Origin of the sequence: uncultured Psychromonas sp., from assembly GCF_947489755.1 — a bacterium.
In the GTDB taxonomy this organism is placed as follows: Bacteria; Pseudomonadota; Gammaproteobacteria; order Enterobacterales; family Psychromonadaceae; genus Psychromonas.
Genome location: NZ_CANLFB010000007.1, coordinates 123,060 through 147,610 on the forward strand (window position 1 = coordinate 123,060; position 24,551 = coordinate 147,610).

General features: G+C 36.7%; 13 protein-coding genes. 11 read left to right on the plus strand and 2 right to left on the minus strand.

The window, feature by feature from the left end; translation table 11 throughout:
* Positions 1-6 precede the first annotated feature (6 nt).
* The 4 genes from rpmA (at position 7) to Q0794_RS05945 (ending at position 4,197) form a co-directional block, all read left to right on the plus strand.
* Positions 7-264, plus strand: a complete 258-nt coding sequence (gene rpmA / locus Q0794_RS05930) for a 50S ribosomal protein L27 (RefSeq protein ID WP_025563510.1) — start codon at positions 7-9, stop codon at positions 262-264.
* A gap of 151 nt (positions 265-415) precedes the next feature.
* Positions 416-1,582: an Obg family GTPase CgtA gene (gene cgtA / locus Q0794_RS05935; protein ID WP_298940834.1), complete on the plus strand. Its 1,167-nt coding sequence runs from the start codon at positions 416-418 to the stop codon at positions 1,580-1,582.
* A 233-nt stretch (positions 1,583-1,815) separates the two neighbouring features.
* On the plus strand, positions 1,816-2,679 hold the full coding sequence (locus Q0794_RS05940) for a mechanosensitive ion channel domain-containing protein (protein WP_298940835.1): 864 nt from the start codon (positions 1,816-1,818) through the stop codon (positions 2,677-2,679).
* 408 nt (positions 2,680-3,087) lie between these two features.
* Positions 3,088-4,197, plus strand: a complete 1,110-nt coding sequence (locus Q0794_RS05945) for a mechanosensitive ion channel family protein (RefSeq protein ID WP_298940836.1) — start codon at positions 3,088-3,090, stop codon at positions 4,195-4,197.
* Between the two features lie 227 nt (positions 4,198-4,424).
* On the opposite strand, the gene barA is transcribed toward Q0794_RS05945, so the two are convergent.
* Entirely contained in the window at positions 4,425-7,202 is a 2,778-nt protein-coding gene (gene barA, locus Q0794_RS05950; RefSeq protein WP_298940837.1) for a two-component sensor histidine kinase BarA, read from the minus strand.
* Between the two features lie 115 nt (positions 7,203-7,317).
* Between barA and rlmD the strand changes: the two genes are divergently transcribed.
* Complete coding sequence (gene rlmD, locus Q0794_RS05955; protein WP_298940838.1) at positions 7,318-8,655, plus strand: 23S rRNA (uracil(1939)-C(5))-methyltransferase RlmD; 1,338 nt, start codon at positions 7,318-7,320, stop codon at positions 8,653-8,655.
* Between the two features lie 288 nt (positions 8,656-8,943).
* On the plus strand, positions 8,944-11,157 hold the full coding sequence (gene relA, locus Q0794_RS05960) for a GTP diphosphokinase (protein ID WP_298940839.1): 2,214 nt from the start codon (positions 8,944-8,946) through the stop codon (positions 11,155-11,157).
* A 187-nt stretch (positions 11,158-11,344) separates the two neighbouring features.
* Here the strand turns inward: relA and priA are convergent, their stop codons facing one another.
* Positions 11,345-13,579, minus strand: a complete 2,235-nt coding sequence (gene priA / locus Q0794_RS05965; RefSeq protein WP_298940840.1) for a primosomal protein N' — start codon at positions 13,577-13,579, stop codon at positions 11,345-11,347.
* 364 nt (positions 13,580-13,943) lie between these two features.
* On the opposite strand from priA, the gene rpmE reads away from it, so the two are divergent.
* The 5 genes from rpmE to Q0794_RS05990 all read left to right on the plus strand — a co-directional run bounded on the left by rpmE (position 13,944) and on the right by Q0794_RS05990 (position 24,496).
* Positions 13,944-14,159, plus strand: coding sequence for a 50S ribosomal protein L31 (rpmE, locus tag Q0794_RS05970; RefSeq protein ID WP_025563502.1), 216 nt, complete (start codon positions 13,944-13,946; stop codon positions 14,157-14,159).
* Positions 14,160-14,392: 233 nt separating this feature from the next.
* A complete protein-coding gene (locus tag Q0794_RS05975; RefSeq protein ID WP_298940841.1) occupies positions 14,393-15,634 on the plus strand; it encodes a malic enzyme-like NAD(P)-binding protein in 1,242 nt (413 codons plus the stop codon).
* A 233-nt stretch (positions 15,635-15,867) separates the two neighbouring features.
* A complete protein-coding gene (locus tag Q0794_RS05980; RefSeq protein WP_298940842.1) occupies positions 15,868-20,433 on the plus strand; it encodes a biotin carboxylase N-terminal domain-containing protein in 4,566 nt (1,521 codons plus the stop codon).
* A gap of 104 nt (positions 20,434-20,537) precedes the next feature.
* A complete protein-coding gene (locus Q0794_RS05985) occupies positions 20,538-23,744 on the plus strand; it encodes an ABC transporter substrate binding protein (RefSeq protein WP_298940844.1) in 3,207 nt (1,068 codons plus the stop codon).
* Positions 23,744-24,496, plus strand: coding sequence for a class I SAM-dependent methyltransferase (locus Q0794_RS05990; RefSeq protein ID WP_298940846.1), 753 nt, complete (start codon positions 23,744-23,746; stop codon positions 24,494-24,496). The genes Q0794_RS05985 and Q0794_RS05990 overlap by 1 nt, the downstream gene beginning before the upstream one ends.
* Positions 24,497-24,551 lie beyond the last annotated feature (55 nt).

Below are 24,551 nucleotides of genomic sequence, written 5' to 3' on the forward strand. Positions count from 1 at the left end.
TTAAAAATGGCACATAAAAAAGCTGGTGGTAGTACTAATAACGGTCGTGACTCAGAAAGTAAACGCTTAGGTGTTAAACGTTTTGGTGGCGAATCTGTTTTAGCTGGTAACATTTTAGTTCGTCAACGTGGTACTAAATTCCACGCTGGTCTAAATGTTGGCTTAGGTAAAGACCACACACTATTCGCTAAAGCGACTGGTACTGTTAAATTCGAAAAGAAAGGCATGCCTTTACGCTCATTCGTGAGCATTGTTGCTGAATAGTTTTTTCGAAGCAAATTTTAAAAAGCCTCGCAAATGCGAGGTTTTTTTTTGTCTATCTATTTCTATTGAAAATAAAAAATGTGATCTATGATCAATAGAAATGGGTATAATCATCGCTACTGAGTAGCGAATATGTTTTTTGGAGGTTGTAATGAAGTTTGTTGATGAAGCAAAAATTAAAGTTGACGCTGGTGACGGTGGCAACGGAGTCGTCGGCTTTCGTACTGAAAAATATATTCCTCGTGGTGGTCCGAATGGTGGCGACGGCGGTGATGGTGGTGATGTTTACCTTGAAGCAGATGAAAATTTAAATACTCTGATCGATTTCCGTTTTGTTCGTTTTTATAATGCAGATCGTGGTGAAAATGGTCAAGTTTCAGACTGTACGGGTTCTCGTGGTAAAGATAAAATTATCAAAGTACCTGTAGGAACACGTTGTCGTGATGATGACACCGGTGAAATTGTTGGTGATTTAACTAAGAATGGCCAAAAATTACTAGTGGCTAAAGGTGGCTTCCACGGTCTAGGCAATGCACGTTTTAAAACGTCTACTAACCGAGCTCCTCGTCAAAAGACTGAAGGTACACCAGGTGAAGTACGTAACTTATTATTAGAGTTATTATTATTAGCCGATGTAGGTATGTTAGGTCTACCTAATGCGGGTAAGTCAACTTTCATTCGAAGTGTTTCTGCTGCTAAACCAAAAGTAGCTGATTATCCATTTACTACCTTGATCCCGAATCTAGGTGTGGTGAGTATGGGGCACGGTAATAGCTTTGTTATTGCTGATATTCCTGGATTGATTGAAGGTGCTTCTGATGGTGCTGGTTTAGGGACTCGATTCTTACGTCATTTAGAGCGTTGTCGTGTGTTATTACACATGATTGACTTACTACCAGCAGATGCAAGTGATCCTGCTGAGAATGCACTGGTTATCTTAGAAGAGTTAAAGAAACATAGCCCTAAATTGGCTGCTAAACCTCGTTGGTTAATCTTTAATAAAACTGATTTATTATTAGAAGATGAAGCTGAAGAAGTCATGCAACGTGTTAAAGATGCACTTGAATGGGATGGTCCAGTTTATAAAGTGGCTGCTATTTCTAAAACAGGTACACATGACGTTTGTAAAGAATTAGTTGCGTATCTTGAAGAGTTACCAACAGAATTTACACCAGAAGAAGAGCGTCAACAAGTTGAATTCCAATGGGATGATTATCATAAGGCAGCGATTGATGCTGTTGAAGGTGCTGTTCATATCGATGATGAAGATTGGGACGATGAAGACGAAATGATGGAAGTTATTTACGTTAGAGAATAATCCTTTCTAATATCTATCATTTATCTTTATTGAGAAGCCATTTAGTGAAAACTAAATGGCTTTTTTGTTATTAATTTTTGAATATTATGTTATTAATACGATCTTTTTTATGGAAGTCATTTCAGCAAATAGTGATCTATTGTATTAGCTAACCTAATTGTTGTTAAATGATTTTTAAGAACGTTATTTATCGAACCATTAGTCACGAGTAAATCGGCATATTAGGAATTAACATGTCACTAGAAAACCTAGAACTAACCAGTACGTCAGCAGTAAAAACTTCATTTTTTCAATCTTTTACTGATTGGACGCAGGATCATAATGAGTTGATATTAAGCTATATTGCTAACTTTGTTGTGGCGATATTAATCGTTGTTGTCGGTTTATATATTGCGCGAATATTATCTGAGCTTCTATCTCGTTTATTAACTAAAAAGAAGATTGATAAAACCATTGTCGACTTCCTGTCAGCGATCGCTCGTTATACCTTGATTGCAATGACTCTTGTTGCAGGAGGAGGGCATTTGGGTATTCAAACTGCTTCATTTGTCGCTATTATTGCAGCAGCGGGTCTTGCGATTGGTTTAGCGTTAAAAGGTGCTTTATCAAACTTTGCTGCTGGCATTTTATTGGTTACATTACGCCCTTTTAAAATAGGCAATTTTATTGAAGCTGCTGGAACATCGGGCACGGTTGAATCAATTCAAATATTTCACTGCATACTCAGAACGGGTGATAATAAACATATTGTTGTCCCCAATGCTGCTATTTTAAAAGGCAATATAGTGAATGTGTCACGTAAGCCGATACGCCGTATTGACCTTATTATACGAGTCAGTTATCAGTCTAATTTGAAACATGTTAAACAAGTTTTAGAAGCCGCAGTGCTAGCGAATGATAAGGTGTTAACTGAGCCTGGAATACAAATAGCGGTATCTGAATTAGCTCATTCAAGTGTTAATGTTGTGGTTCGACCTTGGGTTAAATCAGGTGATTATTGGTCTGTGCGATTCGCGCTAACTGAAAGTATTAAAAATGCGTTAGACAGTGAAAAGATTAAAATACCTTATCCTCAAATGGATGTGCATCGTAAATAAAGGTTTATAACCAGTAAACCTGAATACAATAACCTTCCAATCTCTTATGCAATCAGAGGTAATAAGTTGGCATAAGGAAGGGGAGGTTTAACGTATTAAAAATCATCTATTTTATCTGTTTGTCACACTCATTAGTAGGGCATCAATATATGATAATATTTTCGAATACGCCTAATTGAACAGATTATTTTTTAGCGTTTAATAACGGTTACTTAATAATAAAATGTGTAATATCACTTACTAGAATGGATATATTTTATTGCTTATACTGAACTTTTTTCGTTAATGTTGTTTTATTGGCTCTACTTATCAATTGTTTAGTTGTTGCAACTGGTTTAGCTTTTAGTCTTTTATGAGTATCATCAGTTGCTATTCTCTTAATGTCTTCGTTTTACCCTAAGGATTTATATGTTCGAACAAGCTGAACTTTATGTAACAGACTGGCTGCTTACATTAAATATTGGAAACTGGGTGGCTAATTTTGCCCTGATGCTCTGTATCACTCTTCTCTTGCAATTAGTTTGGCGTTATTTTGCAAGAAGAGCTGAACAGATGATCGCTAAAACGTTGAATAGTTGGGACGATATTGTTTTTTATGCAGTTAACAAACCCATTAATTGGGTCATTGTATTGATGGGAACATCGATGTCATTGAGGGTAATTGCAGAAAGTGAAGATTTTGCTATCTCTGATTATTTACCAGCGGTTCAAAAAGTGGCTATTTTATTTTTGATTGGTTGGGTATTTTGGCGCTTAGTTTATAAAGCAGAACATACTTATATTGCTGACGATGCAAAAGATACAACGACAGTGACTGCATTATCTAAATTAGCAAAACTGTCCATTATTACCATTATTACCTTATCAATTATCCAAACATTAGGTGTCAGTATCTCTGGTGTACTTGCGTTCGGTGGTATGGGGGGATTGATTGTTGGTATGGCCGCTAAAGATTTATTATCGAATCTATTTGGTGCAACCATGGTTTATATGGATAAACCTTTTAAGGTGGGCGATTGGATCCGTAGCCCTGATAAATCAATCGAAGGAACTGTAGAGGAAATTGGCTGGCGTGTAACACGTATTCGTACTTTTGATAAACGCCCTATTTATGTACCAAACAGTTTGTTTACAACGATTGTGGTAGAGAATCCATCGCGTATGACGAATCGACGTATCAAAGAAGACTTTGGCTTGCGTTATAAAGATATTCAACAAGTTCAGCATATTATAAAAGCGGTTAGGGAGATGTTACAAAATCATCCTGACATTGATCAATCACAGACTTTAATTGTTAACTTTGATTTATTTAATAATTCATCTTTAGACTTCTTTATCTATACTTTTACTAAAACGACTAACTGGATCTTATTTCATGAAGTGAAGCAGGATGTTTTATTAAAAGTAGCTGATATAGTGATTGAACATGGTGCTGAGTTCGCATTCCCTACTCGCCAATTGCACATGGATAAAGATGACCACAGAAACTTATTAGAAAGCTCTGATAGCATTAAATAACAAATAATCAGTACAAACTTAGTTTTAACCTTAGCGTTAATCTTTTAAAAAAGGCTTATCATTGATAGGCCTTTTTATTGACTAAGTGAAGGTGTTATCGATAGTTAAGTTAATTCAGTCTACTTGCCATTTCTAACCCGTTACTTTTAAACACTTATTTTAACCAACTACTTTTAACGTTATTGTACTTATTAATTCCTTAGTAAATACTTAAAATGAGTCACACTTTAAGATAAATAAGACTGTGCTTCTTTTTCTACATTATCTAGCTCATCTAACAGTTCCAACAATTCAGGCTCTAACTGATCAGGAGTTACTGCATTTTTTATCTCTTTTTCAATTAAACCCGCGATATTTTTTAATTTAGGCACGCCGCTATAACTACAGCCCCCGTGAAACTTATGGATCTTTTGTGCAAATTGCTCTGGATCTGAATGACCGTTAATAGCATTGTTGGCGATGTCACGAATATCATCAAACTCTTCCAATAGCATACTCAGCATTTCTTTCGCTAAGTCGCTCTTGCCTGCTGATTGTTGTAATGCCAGATCCCAGTCAAAAGATTTCTTTACGATGGCGGGGATTTTTTTATGAGGAAGCTTCGCTATTTCTTCTTGAGGTCCTGTCTCCATAATTTGTGCATTAGGTGCCCATTTATCAATAATGGCTTGTAATGCTAATTCATCAATCGGTTTTGCTAAACAATCATCCATACCTTTTTGCAGGAACTGCTCTTTTTCACCAGGTAATACGTGTGCTGTTACCGCAATGATAGGGCTTTCTTCATTAAGGGAATCTTTTTTGATTTGAGCACAAGCACTGACGCCATCTAAAATAGGCATTTGTATATCCATAAAGATAATATCAAATGGCGTATTTTTTGCGTGTTCTACGGCTTCTTTGCCGTTTTTACAGGTGGTTACCCGGTGAACCCTATCGGTTAACATGGCAGAGATAAGTTTTAAGTTTGCTCTATTATCATCGACAGCCATAACATTAATATCTTTGCGTTGTATCGGCATTGATATTTGTAATCTTGTCGGTGTTGTCTCATTAGAGACTAAGGCATTGGCAAAGTTTTTATGGTTAACTGGCTTGTTTAAACAATGAGTAATACCCGTTTCCATTAATTGTTCATACACACTTGGATCGCTGCAGTTAAGCAATACAATGATATTATCTGTGTATTCTTTTGCTTCTTCTATATGGGCTAGCAGTGGAGTGATATTAGTATTATTACTATGTCCAATGACAATACTGTCATAACGTTTACTCAGTGCTTTTTGCCATTGAATATCAGTTTCAGTAATCGTGGCATTAGTTTTCCATTGAGTTAGCAATTGAGAGCAAGCACGTACAGCATATTCATTTGACTCGTAAGCCAAGACGCTACGGTTAGATAACCTTTCTAACGGAAGTGAAGCGAGTGGTACGCGAGTACATCTTTCAATGGCGATCGTAAACCAGAAAGTAGACCCTGCATTAGGGGTAGAGATTAAGTCAATACTACCTTTCATTTCATTGACTAGTTTTTGCGTGATAACGAGGCCTAAACCAGTACCGCCATACTGACGAGTGATACTGCTATCTGCTTGTCCAAAGGCTTTAAATAATTGCTCTTGTTGTACTTCTGAGATGCCAATACCTGTATCTGAGATAATGAATTTAAGATTGATGCTTTTATCGGTATCCTTTTCTTGTTCAGTACGTTGTATCTTAACTTCTATATTACCTTGCTCAGTAAATTTTATCGCATTACCTACTAAGTTAGTTAATATCTGCTGTAGGCGCATCGCATCACCAATTAATTCTTGTGGCACATCTTCATCAACCATTAAACTTAATTCAATATTTTTCTCGTGTGCACTGTGCGCTAATAAATGCATTGTTTCATCAATCGATTCACGGATTTCGAAAGGAATATGTTCAAGATCTAATTTACCGGCTTCTAGCTTAGAAAAGTCGAGAATATCATTAATGATGTTTAGTAGATTACCCGCGGAACGCTCAATCGTTTGTAAATAATCCATTTGGTTATTGGTCATTTGTGTTTTTAATAACTGTCTTGCAAAACCAATTACACCATTTAATGGCGTACGTAATTCATGACTCATATTTGCTAAGAATTCAGACTTAACAGAAGCTGCTTGTTGCGCTTCTTTACGCGTAATGTCTAACTCAATGTTTTGTACTTCCATTTGATCAAGCGTTTCACGTAATTCACTGGTCGCTAAATCAATACTTTCTTGCATCTCTTCATGGTGTTTCGACATCGCTAATGCCATTTCATTAATACCATGCTGCAGTAAACCTATTTCACCCGTGTATTCACCCTCAACACGAGAGTTCAATCGACCTAAACTGATCTTTTCAACGACCGATGCCATGTCTGAAATAGGTGCTGTAATACGTTTAGCATGTTTAAAGGCCAAATATAAACTGCCTATAATACCTAACAACACCACTAATAAGGAAAAGGCGGCATCACGATAAAGTAGTAGCTCAATCTGATCTCTATTTATTTCAAGCGCAACATAACCGACCACTTTTCGGGGTTGGTCGAAGGTTAGTTGATACTCTAAAAAGTTTGTTTCATCAATAATTGGGCTATGGATGATAATACTGTCATCTAAAGTTGTGATTTGTGGCAAGTCGGGTATTGGTTGGTCTTTATCTAAACGCAACTTTTGATAGTCACGATGATAATTACTAATAACAAATAATTGATTATCAGCTGTAAAAATAGCGATACTTTTGATCATTGGGCTATTTTTTCGATGTGTTGTACCAATCAATCGGCGCAGAATTGTTCTGGTTTCATCCTGCATACCGTATTCACTGGCAATAGATAGCGCATCTGCAATATTTAATGCGCGATCAATTAAAAATTCATCGGCTTGTTGAAAACGATGAAATGAAAAGTAACCTGCTAAAATCCCACCGATAAGGACAGTCGGTAGAACAGTGTAGGCAATAACTTGTGCGCGTAGGCCGTATTTAGTCATAAGGTAAAATCTAATTTCAATGGAGTAATGAATGCTTGTATTTTTTGTGTGACAATAGCGTTCCGATAAACGTAATTGCTATCATGGCATAGCTTACTTCACCTGTGAAATATTTATGGCCCAGTTCTTCAAAACATCGCGTACAAATAAGCAAAATAACAACATAATCAAGCATTGCCAGATTGATAAGCTCGATCATCAAGGCAGAGGGATGTTATTCCATCAAAATAAGCCGATGTTCGTCGAAGGTGGTTTAGTTGGTGAAATTGTTGACGTTTCTATCGATGAAGATAAAAAACGTTATAAAAAAGCCAGTATTCTAAAAATACAGCAAAAGAGTGATCTGCGTATTGAGCCACATTGCGAACATTATCAAGAATGTGGTGGTTGCCATTTACAGCATGTTGAACAAGCGACTCAGATTGATATAAAAAAAACGGGTCTGATGACGTTGTTTGAACGTTTCGCAAAACATAAACCAACACAATTACAAGCAACATTAAAATCTGATGCCTGGGCTTATCGCCGTTGTGCTCGTTTTGGTGTGATGTACGATAAAAAAACCAAGAAAGTACAAATGGGCTTTCGTCGTTCAGGCAGTAATGAACTCATTAATCAACAAAAATGCCCTGTATTAAAGCCTGCATTATCACAATTAATTTTGCCTCTTAAAGCGTTGTTAAATCAACTGCAAGGCAAAATGGCATTAGGCCACATTGAGTTGGTTGAAGCGGATAATACGGTTGCCGTGTTATTACGCCATTTAAAACCATTGTCAGATCAAGATATTGCATTAATCATTGCCTTTTCTGAAGAACATCAATTACATTTTTATGCGCAAAGCAGCCCGACTGATATTCAATGTTTAACAGAACAACATAAGTTGACCTATTCGTTAGCAGAACAAGATTGTGAGTTTGAGTTTAATATCGATGATTTCTTACAAGTAAATGCAGATATTAATAAAAAAATGGTTAAACAAGCGATTAATTGGCTTGAATTAAAAAATACGGATCATGTCTTAGATTTGTTTTGTGGGTTAGGCAATTTCACCTTGCCGATTGCTAAAAATGTTGCACAAGTTGTTGCGGTTGAAGGCATTCAAAAAATGGTCGACCGTGGTGCACAGAATGCCCTGCATTGTCATTTAACTAATGTTGCCTTTTATCAAGCAGACTTAAGCGACTTGAATGAATTAAAAGCAGAGTGGGCACAACAACGTTACGATAAAATATTACTAGATCCTGCTAGAGCGGGGGCTGCCGAGTGTATGGCGTTTGTCGCCAATAAAAAACCAAGCCATATTGTTTATGTTTCATGTGATCCGGTGACATTAGCAAGAGATAGTGCATTACTATTAGAGCAAGGTTACACATTAGCTAAATTAGGTTTGATTGACATGTTCCCACAAACTGCACATATGGAGTCAATGGCATTATTTACTAAAAAATAATCTACGTTTAAAACGCCATTGTCACAATAATAAATAGACAATGGCTTTATAAGTTAATAATTTTAAGTATTATTAGTTTTTTGATTAAATGATTTTTAGTTGGCGATTCAAATATAAATTAATGGGAAGCCTCTATAAAATAGAATCGCTTCATGTGAATTAAATCAAAAGGGATAGCGTCTATATTTATCCTTTTTAAAGGTGATGACTCGATATTTAAACATCATGCTATAAGCGTTAATTTTTACTTCCAACTTAAATATTCAGCTACTTTTTTTGGAGAGTTAGATGGTTTCAGTTCGTGATACACATTTTTACCAAAGTGCATTAAATGACCCAGAAATGTGGGTGACAACATTTGGTTTAAGTAAACAAGATCAAGATAACTTATTCGAAAACTATAATAAAGTGAGTGGTTTATGTGACTCAGAACAACAGATTATTGCATTGCAATTAGGCTGTGAAATGGTTGAGATCTTAGTGACTTTGAACATGGACATGGACACTTTAAATGCAGCTTTAATATTTCCTTTACTCGCCCAAGATGTCTTAAGTACTGAAAAAGTTGATGAGTTATGGCCAACGCGTATTGCTAAATTAGCAAAAGGCGCAATGGAAATGGAAGGTATTAGAGCCTTACAAAGTCGTGGTAACAAACAGAACGCCGAATCTCAAGTTGATAACTTACGACACATGCTATTAGCAATGGTTGAAGACGTACGTGCAGTGGTTATTAAGTTGGCTGAACGAATATGTTACCTACGCCAAGTTAAAATCGCTGATGAAGACACTAAAGTTAAATTGGCACATGAAATCTCAACTATCTATGCACCATTAGCAAACCGCCTAGGAATAGGGCAGTTAAAATGGGAATTAGAAGACCTTTCTTTTCGTTACCTGCAAGCTGAAACCTACAAAAATATTGCTAAACAGCTTGATGAAAAACGCATTGACCGTGAAAACTACATTCAAGATTTTGTTGAAACTGTTAAATCATCACTCGCTGAAATGAATATCGAAGGGACGGCTTATGGGCGTCCTAAGCATATTTATAGTATTTATCGCAAAATGCAGAAAAAAGATCTGCAGTTTGATGAGCTATATGATGTACGCGCGGTGCGTGTTGTTGTTGAAAAATTACAAGATTGTTATGCCGCATTAGGCGCAATACATACTAAGTGGCGTCATATTCCTCGTGAATTCGATGATTATATTGCCAACCCTAAACCTAATGGTTATCAATCTATTCATACGGTTGTCTTAGGCGATAGTGGGAAACCTGTTGAAGTTCAGATACGTACTCAACAGATGCATGAAGACTCGGAAATGGGCGTTGCGGCACATTGGAAATACAAAGAAGGGAGTGCTGGTGGTAAATCAGCCAGTAACTACGAAGAAAAAATAGCATGGTTGCGTAAACTCTTAGCATGGCAAGAGGATATGACCGATGGCGATGATTTAGTTGAAGAAATTCGTAGCCAAGTATTTAATGACCGCGTTTATGTCTTTACACCTAAAGGTGAAGTCATCGATTTACCTGCAGGCTCTACACCACTTGATTTTGCTTATTATATTCATAGCCTGATTGGGCATCGTTGTATTGGTGCAAAAGTAGCAAATCATATTGTTCCTTTTACCTATCAATTGAAAACCGGCGATCAAATTGAAATTCTTACTCAGAAAGAACCAAATCCAAGCCGTGATTGGTTAAACCCACAATTGGGTTATATCAATGCGCCAAGAGCGCGACATAAAGTCGCGACTTGGTTTAGAAAGCAAGATCGTGATAAAAATATTGTAGCTGGCCGAGAGTTATTAGAAGCTGAGCTTGTTAAAGTCGATTTGAAGTTAACTGACATCACACCTGCAATCACGCGTTTTAATGTCGGCACAACCGATGATATCTATGCGGGAATTGGTAATGGCGATCTGCGCCTTAACCAGCTTGTTCACTTTTTAGATGGTTTTTATCATCAGCAAACACTAGAGCAACAAGATGCAGCTGCACTATTAGAGTTACAAAACCGTAAAATACAAATAGCGCCTAAAAATACAGGCAAAGACATTATTATCGATGGCGTAGGTAATTTAATGCATAACATTGCAAGATGTTGTCAGCCGGTGCCTGGTGAAAGTATTGTTGGGTATATTACGCAAGGACGTGGTATTTCAATTCATAGAAAAAACTGTGAACAATTAGCCGATTTAGAAGACGCACATCCAGAACGTATTATTAATGCAAACTGGGGAGACTCTCAATCATCAGGTTATACATTAACGTTGCGCTTAATTGCAGATGATCGAAATGGCTTGTTGAAAGATATTACAACCGTATTATCCAATGAAAAAGTCAACCTCTTAGGTGTTAACAGTCAAACCAATACGAAGACGTTAACGGCGACTATTGACCTGTCTTTAGAAGTTCAAAATAACAAAGAGATCAATATGCTATTGGTTAAATTAAAGCAACTAAAAGATGTGTCTGATGCTCGCCGAATTTAGTTAATCTACTGTGAGCGAGTAATAAAGGTTACATAGAAAATTTTTAAAATAAATAAAGCAAAAAGCCTAATAATACATTGAGATGTGCTTATTAGGCTTTTTGCTTTTATGACCCTGTAAATAATTCTGTGTAACTGCGCTAGTTAATCAATCCTCTTTAAGGTTGTACTTATATCTATATTTATACTTAGATGAAATCGATAGGATCAACATCAATCGACCAACGTACTTTCCTGCCTTCTGGTAATTTTTCAAAGTGCGCTAATGCGATGTTTAATGTTTTTGTTATCAAAACCCTTTGTTCACTTTGTAGCAATAATTGAAAGCGGTATTTTCCTGCTCTTCTTTCCATTGACGCTGGGATTGGCCCTAATATTAATAATCTATCACTGACTTTATTATTATCTGCGATTTGATTTAAAATTTGTTTACATAGCGTCAGGAAGTTTTCTGCTTGTGTTGCATTTAATGCTTCAGCTCTAATCAGTGCTTGAAAAGAAAAAGGCGGTAGTTGTGCCATTCTTCTTTCCTGTAATGCCGTACGTGAAAAGTCACCATAGCCGTTATTCACTAGTTCTTGTAATAAATTATGTTCAGGGTGAAAAGTTTGTAAAACTACTTGGCCTTTTTTCTCTGCACGTCCTGCTCTTCCAGCTACTTGTGTAAATAGCTGACCTAATCGCTCACTTGCTCGGAAGTCATTACTAAAAAGAGCACCATCCACATCGACTAAAGCCACCAATGTGACGTCTGGGAAATGATGCCCTTTAGCGAGCATTTGTGTGCCGAGTAATATTTTATATTTACCGCTATTAATATCATCAAGGTAATTATTGAAACTATCTTTTTTACGCGTATTGTCTCGGTCAATTCGCACTGTTGGATGATTGGGAAATAGCTGATTTAATGTTTCTTCAAGTTGCTCTGTTCCGACACCTGTAGAGTGTAAATTAGTAGAACCGCAGTCATGGCATTGTTCGGGAACCGGGTGCGTAGCCATGCAATGATGACAATGCAAATAGTTAGCACTTTTATGGTAAGTATAAAATGCATCACAACGCTCACATTTTACTAACCATCCACACTCATGACACATTAAAACGGGTGCATAACCTCGACGGTTTAAAAACAAAATGACTTGATTATTTTTTGCCAGATGTTGTTGCATTAATTCAATTAATTGTGGAGACAAACCTGACTTAAGCGGTAACCCCGTTAGGTTAATGAGATCGTTTCTAGGTGGTTTAGCATTACCTGCTCTGTGCGTTAAAAATAAATGCTGATAACGACCGGATAGTGCGTTATTAAGAGATTCAAAAGCAGGAGTCGCAGATCCTAATAAGATAGGGATGTGTTGTTCTGAAGCACGCTTTATTGCAAAATCACGCGCATGATAACGAAAACTATCCTGCTGTTTAAAAGAGGCATCGTGCTCTTCGTCTAAAATAATTAAACCGAGGTTTTTAAAGTCACTAAAGATAGCACTGCGAGTACCAATAACAATAGCTGCACTACCTTGCTGTGCATGTAACCAGGTTTCTAATTGCTGCTGTTCATTTAATGCGGAGTGTTTTAAGTAAATAGGGACATTAAAACGCGCTTTAAAACGCTTGACTGTTTGTGGCGTTAATCCAATTTCAGGCACAATAATTAATGCTTGTTGCCCTTGCTCTAATACTGCTTTAAGAATGTTTAAATAAACTTCTGTTTTACCGCTACCAGTAATACCCTCTAATAAGTAGCATTTAAATTTGTTTAACTGCTGCGTTACTGTTGTCACTGCGATTGCTTGTTCGGTGCTTAAGTTAGGCTTTTCTTGTAACTCTCGTATGTCATATGGCCACGTTAAGTTCGTCTCTGGCATTTTTTCGTAATGCTCAACCAATCTTTTTTCTAATAGGCTATTTAAGGTTGCACGCGTGACACCTTGGCTTTTTAACTGTTCATAAGCGAGCGGGGAGTTTTGTAATAATGTTGCAGCATTTAATTGTTTTTTAGCGCGAGATAATTGCTCAAGGTTTACATCTTCTTCAATTAATTTCCAATACTCTTGTGTTTTAAAGGTCGCCGCTTTCCCTTTTCGTAACAACGTTGGGATAGCTTGCTGAAATACATCACCAAAAGGGTGTTGATAATATATGGCTGCCCAATTTAATAGCTTATATAAGCCTGAACTCAATAAAGGTTGCTGGTCTAATAGTTGTGATACGGACTTTAATTTATCAATCGCATAATCAGATTCTTCTGGTGTTGCCGTGATCACACCAATTTGTTTACGCGGACCGCCACCAAAAGGGACTAATACACGACAACCAACCAGTGAGTTTGAATCTTTTGGACAAAGATGTGCCGCAAGTAAGTAGTCAAATTGTCTATGTAAAGGAATAGCTAATGCTACTCTGCAAATTATTGGTTTAGTCATAGTTGATATGTTTTAAATGATAAAGTATAGAATGAAGTTGTATTGTAACCTGTTTAGTAGTGCTGTTCTGTTTAAGACTTCTATTTTGTTCTTTTACATTGATCCTATTGATTTATATAGTGGATAAATCATAAAATTGTTGGCAGGACCAAATGCAGCTATGCCTTGCTTGACGGCCATTTATAACCTGTTTTTTATCATCGTAATTAAGTGTTAAATTTTAATTATTTTAAGTTGTACTTTTATTATTCGTTACTATACAATCCGCAACCTGTAATACAATGATAAATACGTGTGGTACTTTGTTGAATGAAATAATTCATTCAAGCTGAGCAGCGACACGGCCTAAATAGAGGTTTTCCCAATGAGAAAAGAAATTCACCCAGAATACAAATTAGTTACTGCAACTTGTTCATGTGGTAACGTTATTAAAGTTGGTTCTACGCTTGGTAAAGAAGAGCTAACTTTAGATATCTGTTCAGCTTGTCACCCATTCTACACTGGTACTCAACGTGTTGTTGATACTGGCGGTCGTATTGACAAGTTCAAAAAACGTTTCGGTGCTTTATCTTCTAAATAAGATAACTACCACGTTTTTTAAAAAGCACCTTAGGGTGCTTTTTTTGTATCTGAAATCTGAGTATCTAACGTGTTTTACCTTAAAAAGGCTCACTAACAGCAATATGTTATCTTTGCTAACTTGCGCGTATAATATGAATTAACCCTGTGATTATGATCAAAACTTGACTATCATCACACTTTACTCGTTAAAAATAACTCAAATTACTTAGTTCACCATAATGGAATTTATAAATGTCAGACAAACGCCAACAAGCCCTTGATTATCATGCATTTCCTAAACCAGGAAAAATAAGCATCGAGTTAACTACTTCCGCTGAAACAGCAGACGACTTATCATTAGCTTATAGTCCAGGTGTTGCTGAGCCAGTGAGAGAAATTGCTGCGAACCCAAATGATGTCTATAAATATACAGCTAAAGGTAATTTAGTTGCGGTTATTACAAACGGTACTGCTATTTTAGGACTAGGTAATTTAGGTCCATTAGCGTCTAAACCGGTAATGGAAGGTAAAGCATTATTATTTAAACGATTTGCTAATCTTGATGCGATAGATATTGAAGTAAAACACCGTACGCCAGAAGAATTTATTAATACGGTTGCTAATATTGCAGACACATTCGGTGGTATTAACCTTGAAGATATCAAAGCACCAGAATGTTTCATCATAGAAAAAGAATTAAAGCAGTGCTGTAGTATTCCTGTTTTTCATGATGACCAACACGGTACTGCTATTGTAACCGCAGCGGCGATGCTCAATGCGTTAGACATCCAAGGTAAAAGTATTGAAGATGTTAAAATAGTGTGTATGGGAGCGGGTGCTGCGGCCATTGCTTGTATGGAGCTATTAATTAAATGTGGGGCATTACGCGAAAAAATCTACATGCTTGATCGTAAAGGCGTCATTCATACTCGTCGTGATGATATTAATGAATATAAGCAACGTTTTGCGAACAATACTGATCAACGTACTTTGCAAGATGTTATCTGTGGTGCCGATGTGTTTGTTGGTGTATCAGGTCCGAATGTTCTAGGGGCTGAAGATGTTAAATTAATGGCACCAAACCCGGTTATCTTTGCTTGTTCAAATCCAGACCCTGAAATCAAACCTGAGTTAGCTCATTCTGTTCGAGATGATCTTATTATGGCGACTGGACGTAGTGATTACCCTAACCAAGTTAATAACGTTTTATGTTTCCCATTTATTTTCCGTGGTGCCTTAGATGTGCGAGCAACAGATATTAATGATGAAATGAAAGTGGCGGCGGTTAATGCGATTCGTGACATTGCTAAGCAAGCAGTACCACAAGCCGTATTAGACGCAAGTGGAAGTCGTGCGCTTACTTTTGGTAAAGATTACATTATTCCAAAACCAATGGACCCTCGTTTATTAAAAAGTGTTGCTGGTGCAGTTGCACGTGCTGCGGTTGAAACGGGTGTAGCTCAAATTGAGCTTCCAGATAACTATATGTTATAAGATGTTATAATATTCACCTCATAAGTTAATAGTGTTGCTTCTATTTGTTGTTTTTTTTATCTGAATAGAACAGAATAGCGCCATTAATGGGCTATTATTGGCTCAGGCTTCACAATATACAATTTATTAGTAAATGATTTATATTGATTAGACTTCAATAGTGGAATCAAATGCTAATAAGTTGTAAATTACGACATTTATTTTTTCCATCACTTTCTTGTAAGGGTAATTATATGACAGGAAAACCTTCATCTTCTCAGTTTGAAGTGAATAATATTGCAGATCCGCTATTTATTCATGCTGAGCATATCGCAAAAGACTTTTCTTTATTTCCAGATAATTCATTACCGTCAAATACAGATGGTGTAGAAGGTCTTATTGAAAGTCAGCGAGTTAAATCGAATCTAGCGACGATTAAAAAGCTAGATGTTGATGCATACATTGCGCGCACAGTAACGCCAGCTGAAAGTAATAAACGTCCTGGCTCTAAAAGTATTATTGAAGGCTTTAACGGTAAAATCGTAACACAGCAATCAAACGGTGCTTTTTACTCTGCTGAAATGGAATTAGACTTTGGTGGCTACAGCCGTCGTATTGGTATAATTGCACAAGAACGTAGTTCAAATAATGGTGCTTGGATGCCTGAGCATCACTTAGCTGCAAGCAAAGCAATCCGTAAGTTTGCGGATATGTCGTTACCTATTGTGTATTTAATTGACACACCGGGAGCGGATGCGGGCGAAGAAGCTAATAGCCAAAATCAAGCACACAGTATCTCTCAAATGATCACTGAAAGTGCCAATGTTGATGTTCCTACTATCGGTATAGTAGTGGGTGTTGGTTATTCTGGTGGTGCAATTCCTCTGGCGACAGCTAATATTTTATTATCTGTTCGTGACGGTATCTTCAATACTATTCAGCCAAAAGGTTTGCAAAGTATTGCTCGTAAATACAACTTGTCTTGGCAAGAATGTGCTCAATCAGTAGGTGTCTCACCTGAAGAGCTACTTGAAATGGGGTGTATCGACGGTATCGTTGATTATTCACCTGTTGACCAAGATGAGCGCCAACATAACCTTCAAAAAGCGATTATTTCTGGTATTTTATCTATCGAATCAAAATCAGTTGAATTTGTTCGTAAATATCCAGATATCCTAGAACATTATAACCGTAGCTTATCGCGTTACCTTGAGCCTTCAAGTAAATTAACAGCGATTGAAAATGCAAATGAAGCGCGTTTATTAGCTAAAAACCCAACATCTCATAATAATGCATTCGGTACGACTTACCGTTACATGCGTTACTTAACATTACGTTCACGTATTAAAGCGATTCAAAAGAACGAATATGGCCGTCTATCTAAATTAACCATTCCACAAGGTGATTTAAAAGCACGTGTTGAAGCTGATCGTAAACAAGTATTCTTAAACTGGTTAGAAAATCCAGATAAGTTAATTTATGACGATACGTTAAATAAAAATTGGAAAACATTTTTACAAAAACGCGAAGATAAAGGCGTTGAACGTAATGCATTAACAAAACTTATTTTAGGTGAGCCAAAAGCAAACTACGATAATGCTCGTAGCACGCTAATGATTAATCTAACTTGGTCTTTATATAATCGCTGGAAAACAAGTGCTGAAAATAACTTTCATTCTCTTATTAAACATTTAGAAAATGAGAAAGCAGTACCGTTGACAGAAGAGTGGCCTGTTCTAGCTGAACTGAATATTATTGACGTGGTTTCACATGTAGAAACACGTGAATGCTTTATTGTTCATTGTCGTCATATGCTTGTATTTAATGCGTTATACGATAATACGATGGGTAACTTAGCGTCTATTGCAAAAGAAGCGATGGCGACGAAAGAGCTTTCTCGTGAGTCAGTATCTTCGTTAGTACGCAGCTCACTAAAAGCAGCGCTAAGTAAAGTAAGTGATGACGATTACGAACAATTAAAAGTAACGTTTAATGCATGGCTACAATACTTTACTGAGCAAGCTGAGCGTGGCGAAATCCTAGCTAAAGTTGAAGAGTGGAAGAGTATCGGTGCACCACAAATGAACTCTAGTTTATTTGTAATATTGACTTACTTGTTCGAAAAATTATTGCCTGAATATTACAACAGTCGCGATAACGAAAGTTCTTACAACGGTGCTATTAACCCTGTTCGAATTGGTCGTCGTAAAGATTTCTGGAACCGTTTAACCATGGGTTACCAGGATCTATTGATTCAAGCGGTATTACGTTCAGAAAAAAGCAAAAAGAATAATTCTCATCAAGCAATCATTGCAAAATTCTTTGGAAACTTTCAAGAGTCTAAAGCAGACTTAATGACGGCTAACCTACTAGAGTTCCCTGGTTTCCGTTTATCTGTTGAAGATGCATTAGATAAAAACATCAAACCATGTGGTTTAATTACAGGTACAGGTGAATTTAAATTAGAAAATGGTGAAGTCCAACGCGTTGGTGTTGCTGTTTCTAACTTATCTTTCCAAGCCGGTGCGTTTGATATGGCCAGTGCAGAAAAATTCTGTGCGCTATTAGTTAAATGTGCAAAACAACATTTACCAGTTGTTGCTTTCATCAGTTCTGGTGGTATGCAAACGAAAGAAGGTGCTGCTGCACTATTCTCTATGTCTGTTGTTAATGACCGAATTACACGCTTTATTCGTGACAATGATTTACCGGTTGTTATGTTTGGTTATGGTGACTGTACTGGTGGTGCACAAGCGAGTTTTGTAACGCATCCTATGGCACAAACCTATTACCTATCAGGTACTAATATGCCGTTTGCTGGTCAAATGGTGGTACCTGCATATTTACCATCAACCTCTACGTTATCTAACTACTTATCACGTGTACCTGGTGCAATGGATGGTTTAGTTATCAACCCATTTTCTGATGATTTGAATGATAAGTTACGTGAAATTGATGAAAACATGCCAATGCCTGTTGTGACTGTTGAAGAAACAATTCAACGCGCACTATCTGGTTTTGTTCCTGTTTGTAATCTTGCTGATGATAACGTCTCTAAATCTGACCCTCGTCAATTAATGCACCCAGTGAAAAAAGTATTAATCCATGCTCGTGGTTGTACTGCGGTTAAACTGATCCGTATTGCGAAACAGAATGATATTAATGTGGTATTGGTTGCGTCAGACCCTGATATGACATCAGTTCCTGCTGATATGTTAGGGGAAGGCGATAAACTGGTTTGTTTAGGTGGTAATACATCTGATGAAAGTTACTTGAATGCGGGTTCTGTATTAAAAGTTGCTGAATATGAGCAAGTTGATGCATTACATCCTGGTATCGGTTTCTTATCTGAAAGCCCTCACTTTGCCGATTTATGTGTCAGCCACAAAGTTAACTTTGTTGGTCCAAGCATGAACAGCATGTTGACTATGGGTAACAAATCAAACGCAATTAAAACGGCACAAGATAACGGAGTTCCAGTTGTTCCTGGTTCTCACGGTATTTTAAGTGGTGCAGAGCAAGCGTTAGATATCGCAAACAACATGGGTTACCCTGTGTTGCTTAAAGCAGTAAATGGCGGTGGTGGTAAAGGTATCTTAGTGATTGAAAAAGCTGAAGATATGTTTGCTGGTTTTAACCAAGTTTCTGCTGAAGCGCGTAGTGCATTTGGTAATGGCGACTTGTACTTAGAGAAATACATTACGTCTCTACGTCATATCGAAGTGCAATTATTACGTGATAAATTTGGTAATACTAAAGTATTAGGTATTCGTGATTGTTCTGTTCAACGTAATAACCAAAAAGTAGTTGAAGAGTCTGCATCAACTATGTTACCAGAACGATTAGAAAAAGAAGCATTGAAACATACTGCTGCACTAGCTAACGCTGTTGATTATATGGGCGCGGGTACGGTTGAATTCATCTATGACTTAGATGCAGATGATATCTACTTCATGGAAATGAATACGCGTTTACAAGTAGAGCATCCAGTTACTGAAGCAACATCATGTATTGATATTGTTAAAGCACAATACGATATTGCATCGGGTGGCGACATTTCAGACTTGAAACCTCAGAAGAAAGGTTATGCTATTGAAGTACGTGTTACAGCTGAGAAAGCTGGCTTAGATTCTGACGGTATCATGCAGTTATTACCTTACCCTGGTAAAGTGGCTGAGTGTATTATTCCTGAGCAAGATGACGTTGAAGTTATTTCAATGATTGCAACAGGTAAAGAGGTTTCTCCGTACTACGATAGTTTAGTCGGTCAGTTTATCTGTCATGGTAAAGATCGTAACGATACTGTTAAGAAGTTATTGGCCTTCTTAGATAAAGTGAGCATTAAAGGAATTGCGACTAATATTCCACTATTGCAACGTATCTTAAAAGATGAAACATTCTTAAACGGTGTATACGATACAACCTACTTACCTAAATTCATGGCAACACTTGACCAACAAGTGATGATCGATGAAATGGAAGCGTCAGCTGCCTCTGGTCTTGAAGGTGTTGCAGAGTCTATTCAGGTTGATGGTAGTAACGAGTTAAAAGTTATTGCTCAAAGCGCTGGTATTTTCTACCGCGCTTCTTCACCTGCAGAACCTGACTTTGTGCTTGAAGGCGATATTGTTAATGTTGAACAAACATTAGGCTTAATGGAAGCAATGAAAATGTTCTCACCAATCACGTTAGGTAGCTTCAATCGTAAAGACGCAGTACTTTATGATGCGAAGACTAAATTCCGTGTTGAACGCATCATTAATACTAATGGTCAGCAAGTATCAAGCGGTGACTTGTTATACATCATAACGCCTTTATAACGTTATAATGTATACGAAAAAGCCAGTCTATTGACTGGCTTTTTTTTGTGCCTAATAAAGTATATGATGGTTGAATAGACATTTGTTTTTATATGGAAATTATCTTGTTAACGTCTTTAAAATTTATCTTCAAAAAAAGTATGCTTAGATACTGTGCTTTCTTCTTATTTTTCTATTCTATCAATGTCCTATCTGCTGAAGTATTGGTGTTACATTCTGGTTATCAAGGGGATGAGCAAACACGTCAAATTCAAAAAGGCATTGAAAAAAAGTTTAAAGATAACAATATTTCATTATATGTATCGTATTTAGACAGCAATCAAACCATGCCAGCACAAGCATTAATTCGACATGTCGATTTTCTGTCAAGAAAATTTGCAACTAAGCACTTCGATGCCATTATTACTAGTGGCGAGAATGCGCTTAAATTAGTGCAAGATTATGGTGAGCGGCTATTTATTAATACGCCTATTATCATGACAGGTATTAAGTTAAAAAATCATTCATCAGCTGATTTTTCTTATAAATTATCCGCGGTTGTAGAACCTGAAAATATTTTTGATACCGTGGGATTAGCGATCGATCTATTTCCTAAAGCAACGGATATTTATATTGTAACGGGCACATCCTCTGCGAGTAAATTAACCGAGGAAACCATCCAACAGCTTTCTAAAATAACGAAACAAAGTGTAACTATTTTAAGTGAAGAAACAGCTGTTTCCTTAAAGAAAATAATCAGTAAAGCACCTAATAGAGGCGTATTGATTTTTAGTGATTTTTCTCGAGATAAAGACGGTGTATTTATAAACCGCACTGAAATGCTTAAGTCACTAACATCGATCGCTAGAATTCCTTTGTTTGTATTACATCAACATGACTTAATTGAAGGCGTATTAGGCGGCGTTGTTACAAGTGGTATTGTTCAGGGGGAAGTTGCTGCAGATAAAGTGTTACAGCTTTTACAAGGGACTTCAATAGAAGATTTACCTGTAGAAATAAACTTAAATAATAACCCTCTTATTCAGTATGCAGAGTTATTAAGATGGGGTATTGAAGAGAATACTTTATCTAATAAATATCAAGTTATAAACCAACCAGATCCTGAAAATAAAATTAATTTTGGCTTTATGACGCTATTGATTATTTTACTGACTTTTACATTAGTCTTTGTATGGATATGGCGTAAATATCATCATTTAAGAGTGAACGCTTCTTTATTAAAAACAGAGCATGAAAGGGTTAAAAATATCTTTAATGTTTCTTATGACTTTATATTTATCTTAGACCTGGTTGGTGAAGTTAAAATGGCCAACCAAACGGCTTTAGACTTTATTGAAATGTCTGAAATAGATATCAATGGCGAGATATTATGGGAAACACCTTGGTGGCAACATGATGCGACGAGTAAAAGAAAACTAAAATCTGCGATGGGCCAAGCACGAGTGGGAAAAACGGCTCGATTTGAATGTCGATTAATTAATAAAAATAATGAAAGTTCTGCTTTTGATGTTTTCATCCAACCGGTTAAAAATGATCAAGCGATAGGTAATAGTCGTAATGAAATCACCTCAATTATTGTTGAAGCTCGTGATATCAGCAGTATTAAAGCAGTAGAAGAAGAAGTTCAAAAGGCTAACAAACGTTCAAACCTTTTATTAGATGAAAGTCCTTCAATGTTACTCATGTTAAACGTACAAGGTTTGATTCTATCTTGTAATAAGTTTGGCTGTAATTTATTAGGTTATGCTGACGGAGAGTTAATTGGCCGAAATCTTGTCACACTTTATTCTCAATTGGTTAATATTAATGAACTAAAAGATTACCTTGCTGAATGTGCCGATCGAGAAGGGATGCTGCTAACGCGAGAAATATCCTACTCAACAAAAAATGGCAGAAAAGTTTGGATTAATGAACGTGTAAGAAAAATAGAAGGTCATGATCAGTACTTCTTAGTGTGTGAAAATATCACTGAACGTTACGAGCTTTCGAAAGAGTTAAATTACCGTGCATCGCATGATTATCTTACTGGGTTAAAAAATCGTTTATTTTTTGAAAGCCAGTTAGATAAAAGTCTACAAGAAATTCAAACATCAAATAATCCCTGTAGCTTAATGTATTTGGATATGGATAAATTTAAAATTATCAATGATACCTGTGGGCATCACGCAGGAGATGAGGTTTTAAGACAAATCGCCACGATATTGACCGAAAGTGTACCCAGTAGTGCAATGGTCGCTCGATTAGGTGGAGATGAATTTGCCATTATTTTACCAATGTTAGAGCTTGAAGAAGCACATAAAGTTGCTGAAACCATCATCTCCGGTATTGCTAAGCATTATTTTTTATGGGAAGAACACCATTTTTCATTAGGTATTAGTATCGGCCTCACTGAGCTATCTACTTTCTCAAGAGATGGCGTACAAGCCCTTAATTGTGTGGATAGTGCTTGTTATACCGCTAAACAGTCAGGGCGTAATCGCATCCACGTTTATGAGGAAGATAAACAAGAAGAGTTACGTCGAGAAGAAGTCGTCTGGGTCACTAAAGTCCAAGATGCCTTACGTGATGAAACACGTTTTTGTTTATATGCCCAGTTAATTAAGCCTGTGGATGGCGATGATGATTACTTACATTATGAAATTCTAACAAGAATGATTGATGAAAATGGTGAGCTCGCACCGCCAGCTAAATTTATTCCAATTGCTGAAAGTTATAACCTAGCTGATAAGATCGATATGATCATTATTACTAAAACATTAAATTGGCTTAAAAATCATCCCGAGCATGTTTTAAAACTTAATATGTGTTCAATTAATTTATCTGGTCAGTCACTTGGCGACCCTAAATTTATTGAAGATCTCGTTCAATTATTAACACACTCTTCATTACCACTAGAAAAGCTGTGTTTTGAAATCACTGAAACAGTAGCAATAGGCAACTTTAGTAATGCATCTAAATTAATTAATTCATTGAAAAAATTAGGTTGTAAATTGGCATTAGATGACTTTGGTACAGGTCTTTCTTCCTTTGGTTATTTAAAACGTTTGAATGTAGATTATTTAAAAATCGATGGGGTTTTTGTTAAAGATATGGCGAGTGATGAACAAGACTTTGGTATTGTTAAAACCATTCATGAGTTAAGCCATTTGTTTGGTAAAAAGACTATCGCAGAATATGTAGAGAATGAAGATATCATCGAAAAATTAAAAGAAATTGGCGTTGACTACGCTCAAGGTTATCACTTAGGGAAACCGATGCCGATAGATATGATGGCATTATTGTCAACTTCATTGAACGAAGAGGATTATTAATGGATATCGCATTAATCTGTAATGAAAATATTCTAGCGCCTAAAGCAAAGAAGTTACGAGAAAAGTGGGGCTTTTTAGCCTCAAAGAGTGAACAATTTCAATTACGCTTGCTACCTGAATATTTGGCCCTTGAGCAATTAGATGACAAACAACAAGGGTTAGTCTTTGTTGACTTTGCTTCTGGTGCTGTCGCACATCGACGAAAATTTGGCGGTGGTAAAGGGCAGTCAATTGCAAAAGCAGTTGGTATTAAAGCGGGTGTTGAACTGCATGTTATAGATGCCACTGCTGGTTTAGGGCGTGATGCTTTTGTCTTAGCTTCTTTGGGCTGTAAAGTTGATATGGTTGAACGTTCATCGATTGCCGCTGCGCTATTACAAGATGGATTAGAAAGAGCTTATTTAGACAGTGAAATAGGGGAGTGGATGCAACAACGTATGCGCTTAACTCATGCAAGTGGTTATGAATATCTACAAAATAACCAAGCTGATATTGTTTATTTAGATCCGATGTTCCCACATAAAAAAAAGTCTGCATTAGTTAAAAAAGAGATGCGTGTATTCCAAGGCGTTGTGGGTGCTGATTTAGATGCCGATGACCTGTTGGATGTTGCATTAGCTGCTGCGAAATATAGGGTTGTGGTAAAGCGACCAGACTATGCACCATTTTTAAATGATAAAAAACCTAGCATGAGTATCAATATGAAAAATAATCGATTTGATGTTTATGTAAAACAAGCCATTGGGCGCTAAGCATAACCTGTTGTGATGTATGGTTGGGATATTTGTCGCTACAACCATACTTTAG

Bases quoted from the DNA above. Each gene is read 5' to 3' on its own strand.
- rpmA (WP_025563510.1), top strand. From the start codon at position 7: ATGGCACATAAAAAAGCTGGTGGTAGTACTAATAACGGTCGTGACTCA.
- cgtA (WP_298940834.1), top strand. From the start codon at position 416: ATGAAGTTTGTTGATGAAGCAAAAATTAAAGTTGACGCTGGTGACGGT.
- Q0794_RS05940 (WP_298940835.1), top strand. From the start codon at position 1,816: ATGTCACTAGAAAACCTAGAACTAACCAGTACGTCAGCAGTAAAAACT.
- Q0794_RS05945 (WP_298940836.1), top strand. From the start codon at position 3,088: ATGTTCGAACAAGCTGAACTTTATGTAACAGACTGGCTGCTTACATTA.
- barA (WP_298940837.1), bottom strand. From the start codon at position 7,202: ATGACTAAATACGGCCTACGCGCACAAGTTATTGCCTACACTGTTCTA.
- rlmD (WP_298940838.1), top strand. From the start codon at position 7,318: ATGGCCCAGTTCTTCAAAACATCGCGTACAAATAAGCAAAATAACAAC.
- relA (WP_298940839.1), top strand. From the start codon at position 8,944: ATGGTTTCAGTTCGTGATACACATTTTTACCAAAGTGCATTAAATGAC.
- priA (WP_298940840.1), bottom strand. From the start codon at position 13,579: ATGACTAAACCAATAATTTGCAGAGTAGCATTAGCTATTCCTTTACAT.
- rpmE (WP_025563502.1), top strand. From the start codon at position 13,944: ATGAGAAAAGAAATTCACCCAGAATACAAATTAGTTACTGCAACTTGT.
- Q0794_RS05975 (WP_298940841.1), top strand. From the start codon at position 14,393: ATGTCAGACAAACGCCAACAAGCCCTTGATTATCATGCATTTCCTAAA.
- Q0794_RS05980 (WP_298940842.1), top strand. From the start codon at position 15,868: ATGACAGGAAAACCTTCATCTTCTCAGTTTGAAGTGAATAATATTGCA.
- Q0794_RS05990 (WP_298940846.1), top strand. From the start codon at position 23,744: ATGGATATCGCATTAATCTGTAATGAAAATATTCTAGCGCCTAAAGCA.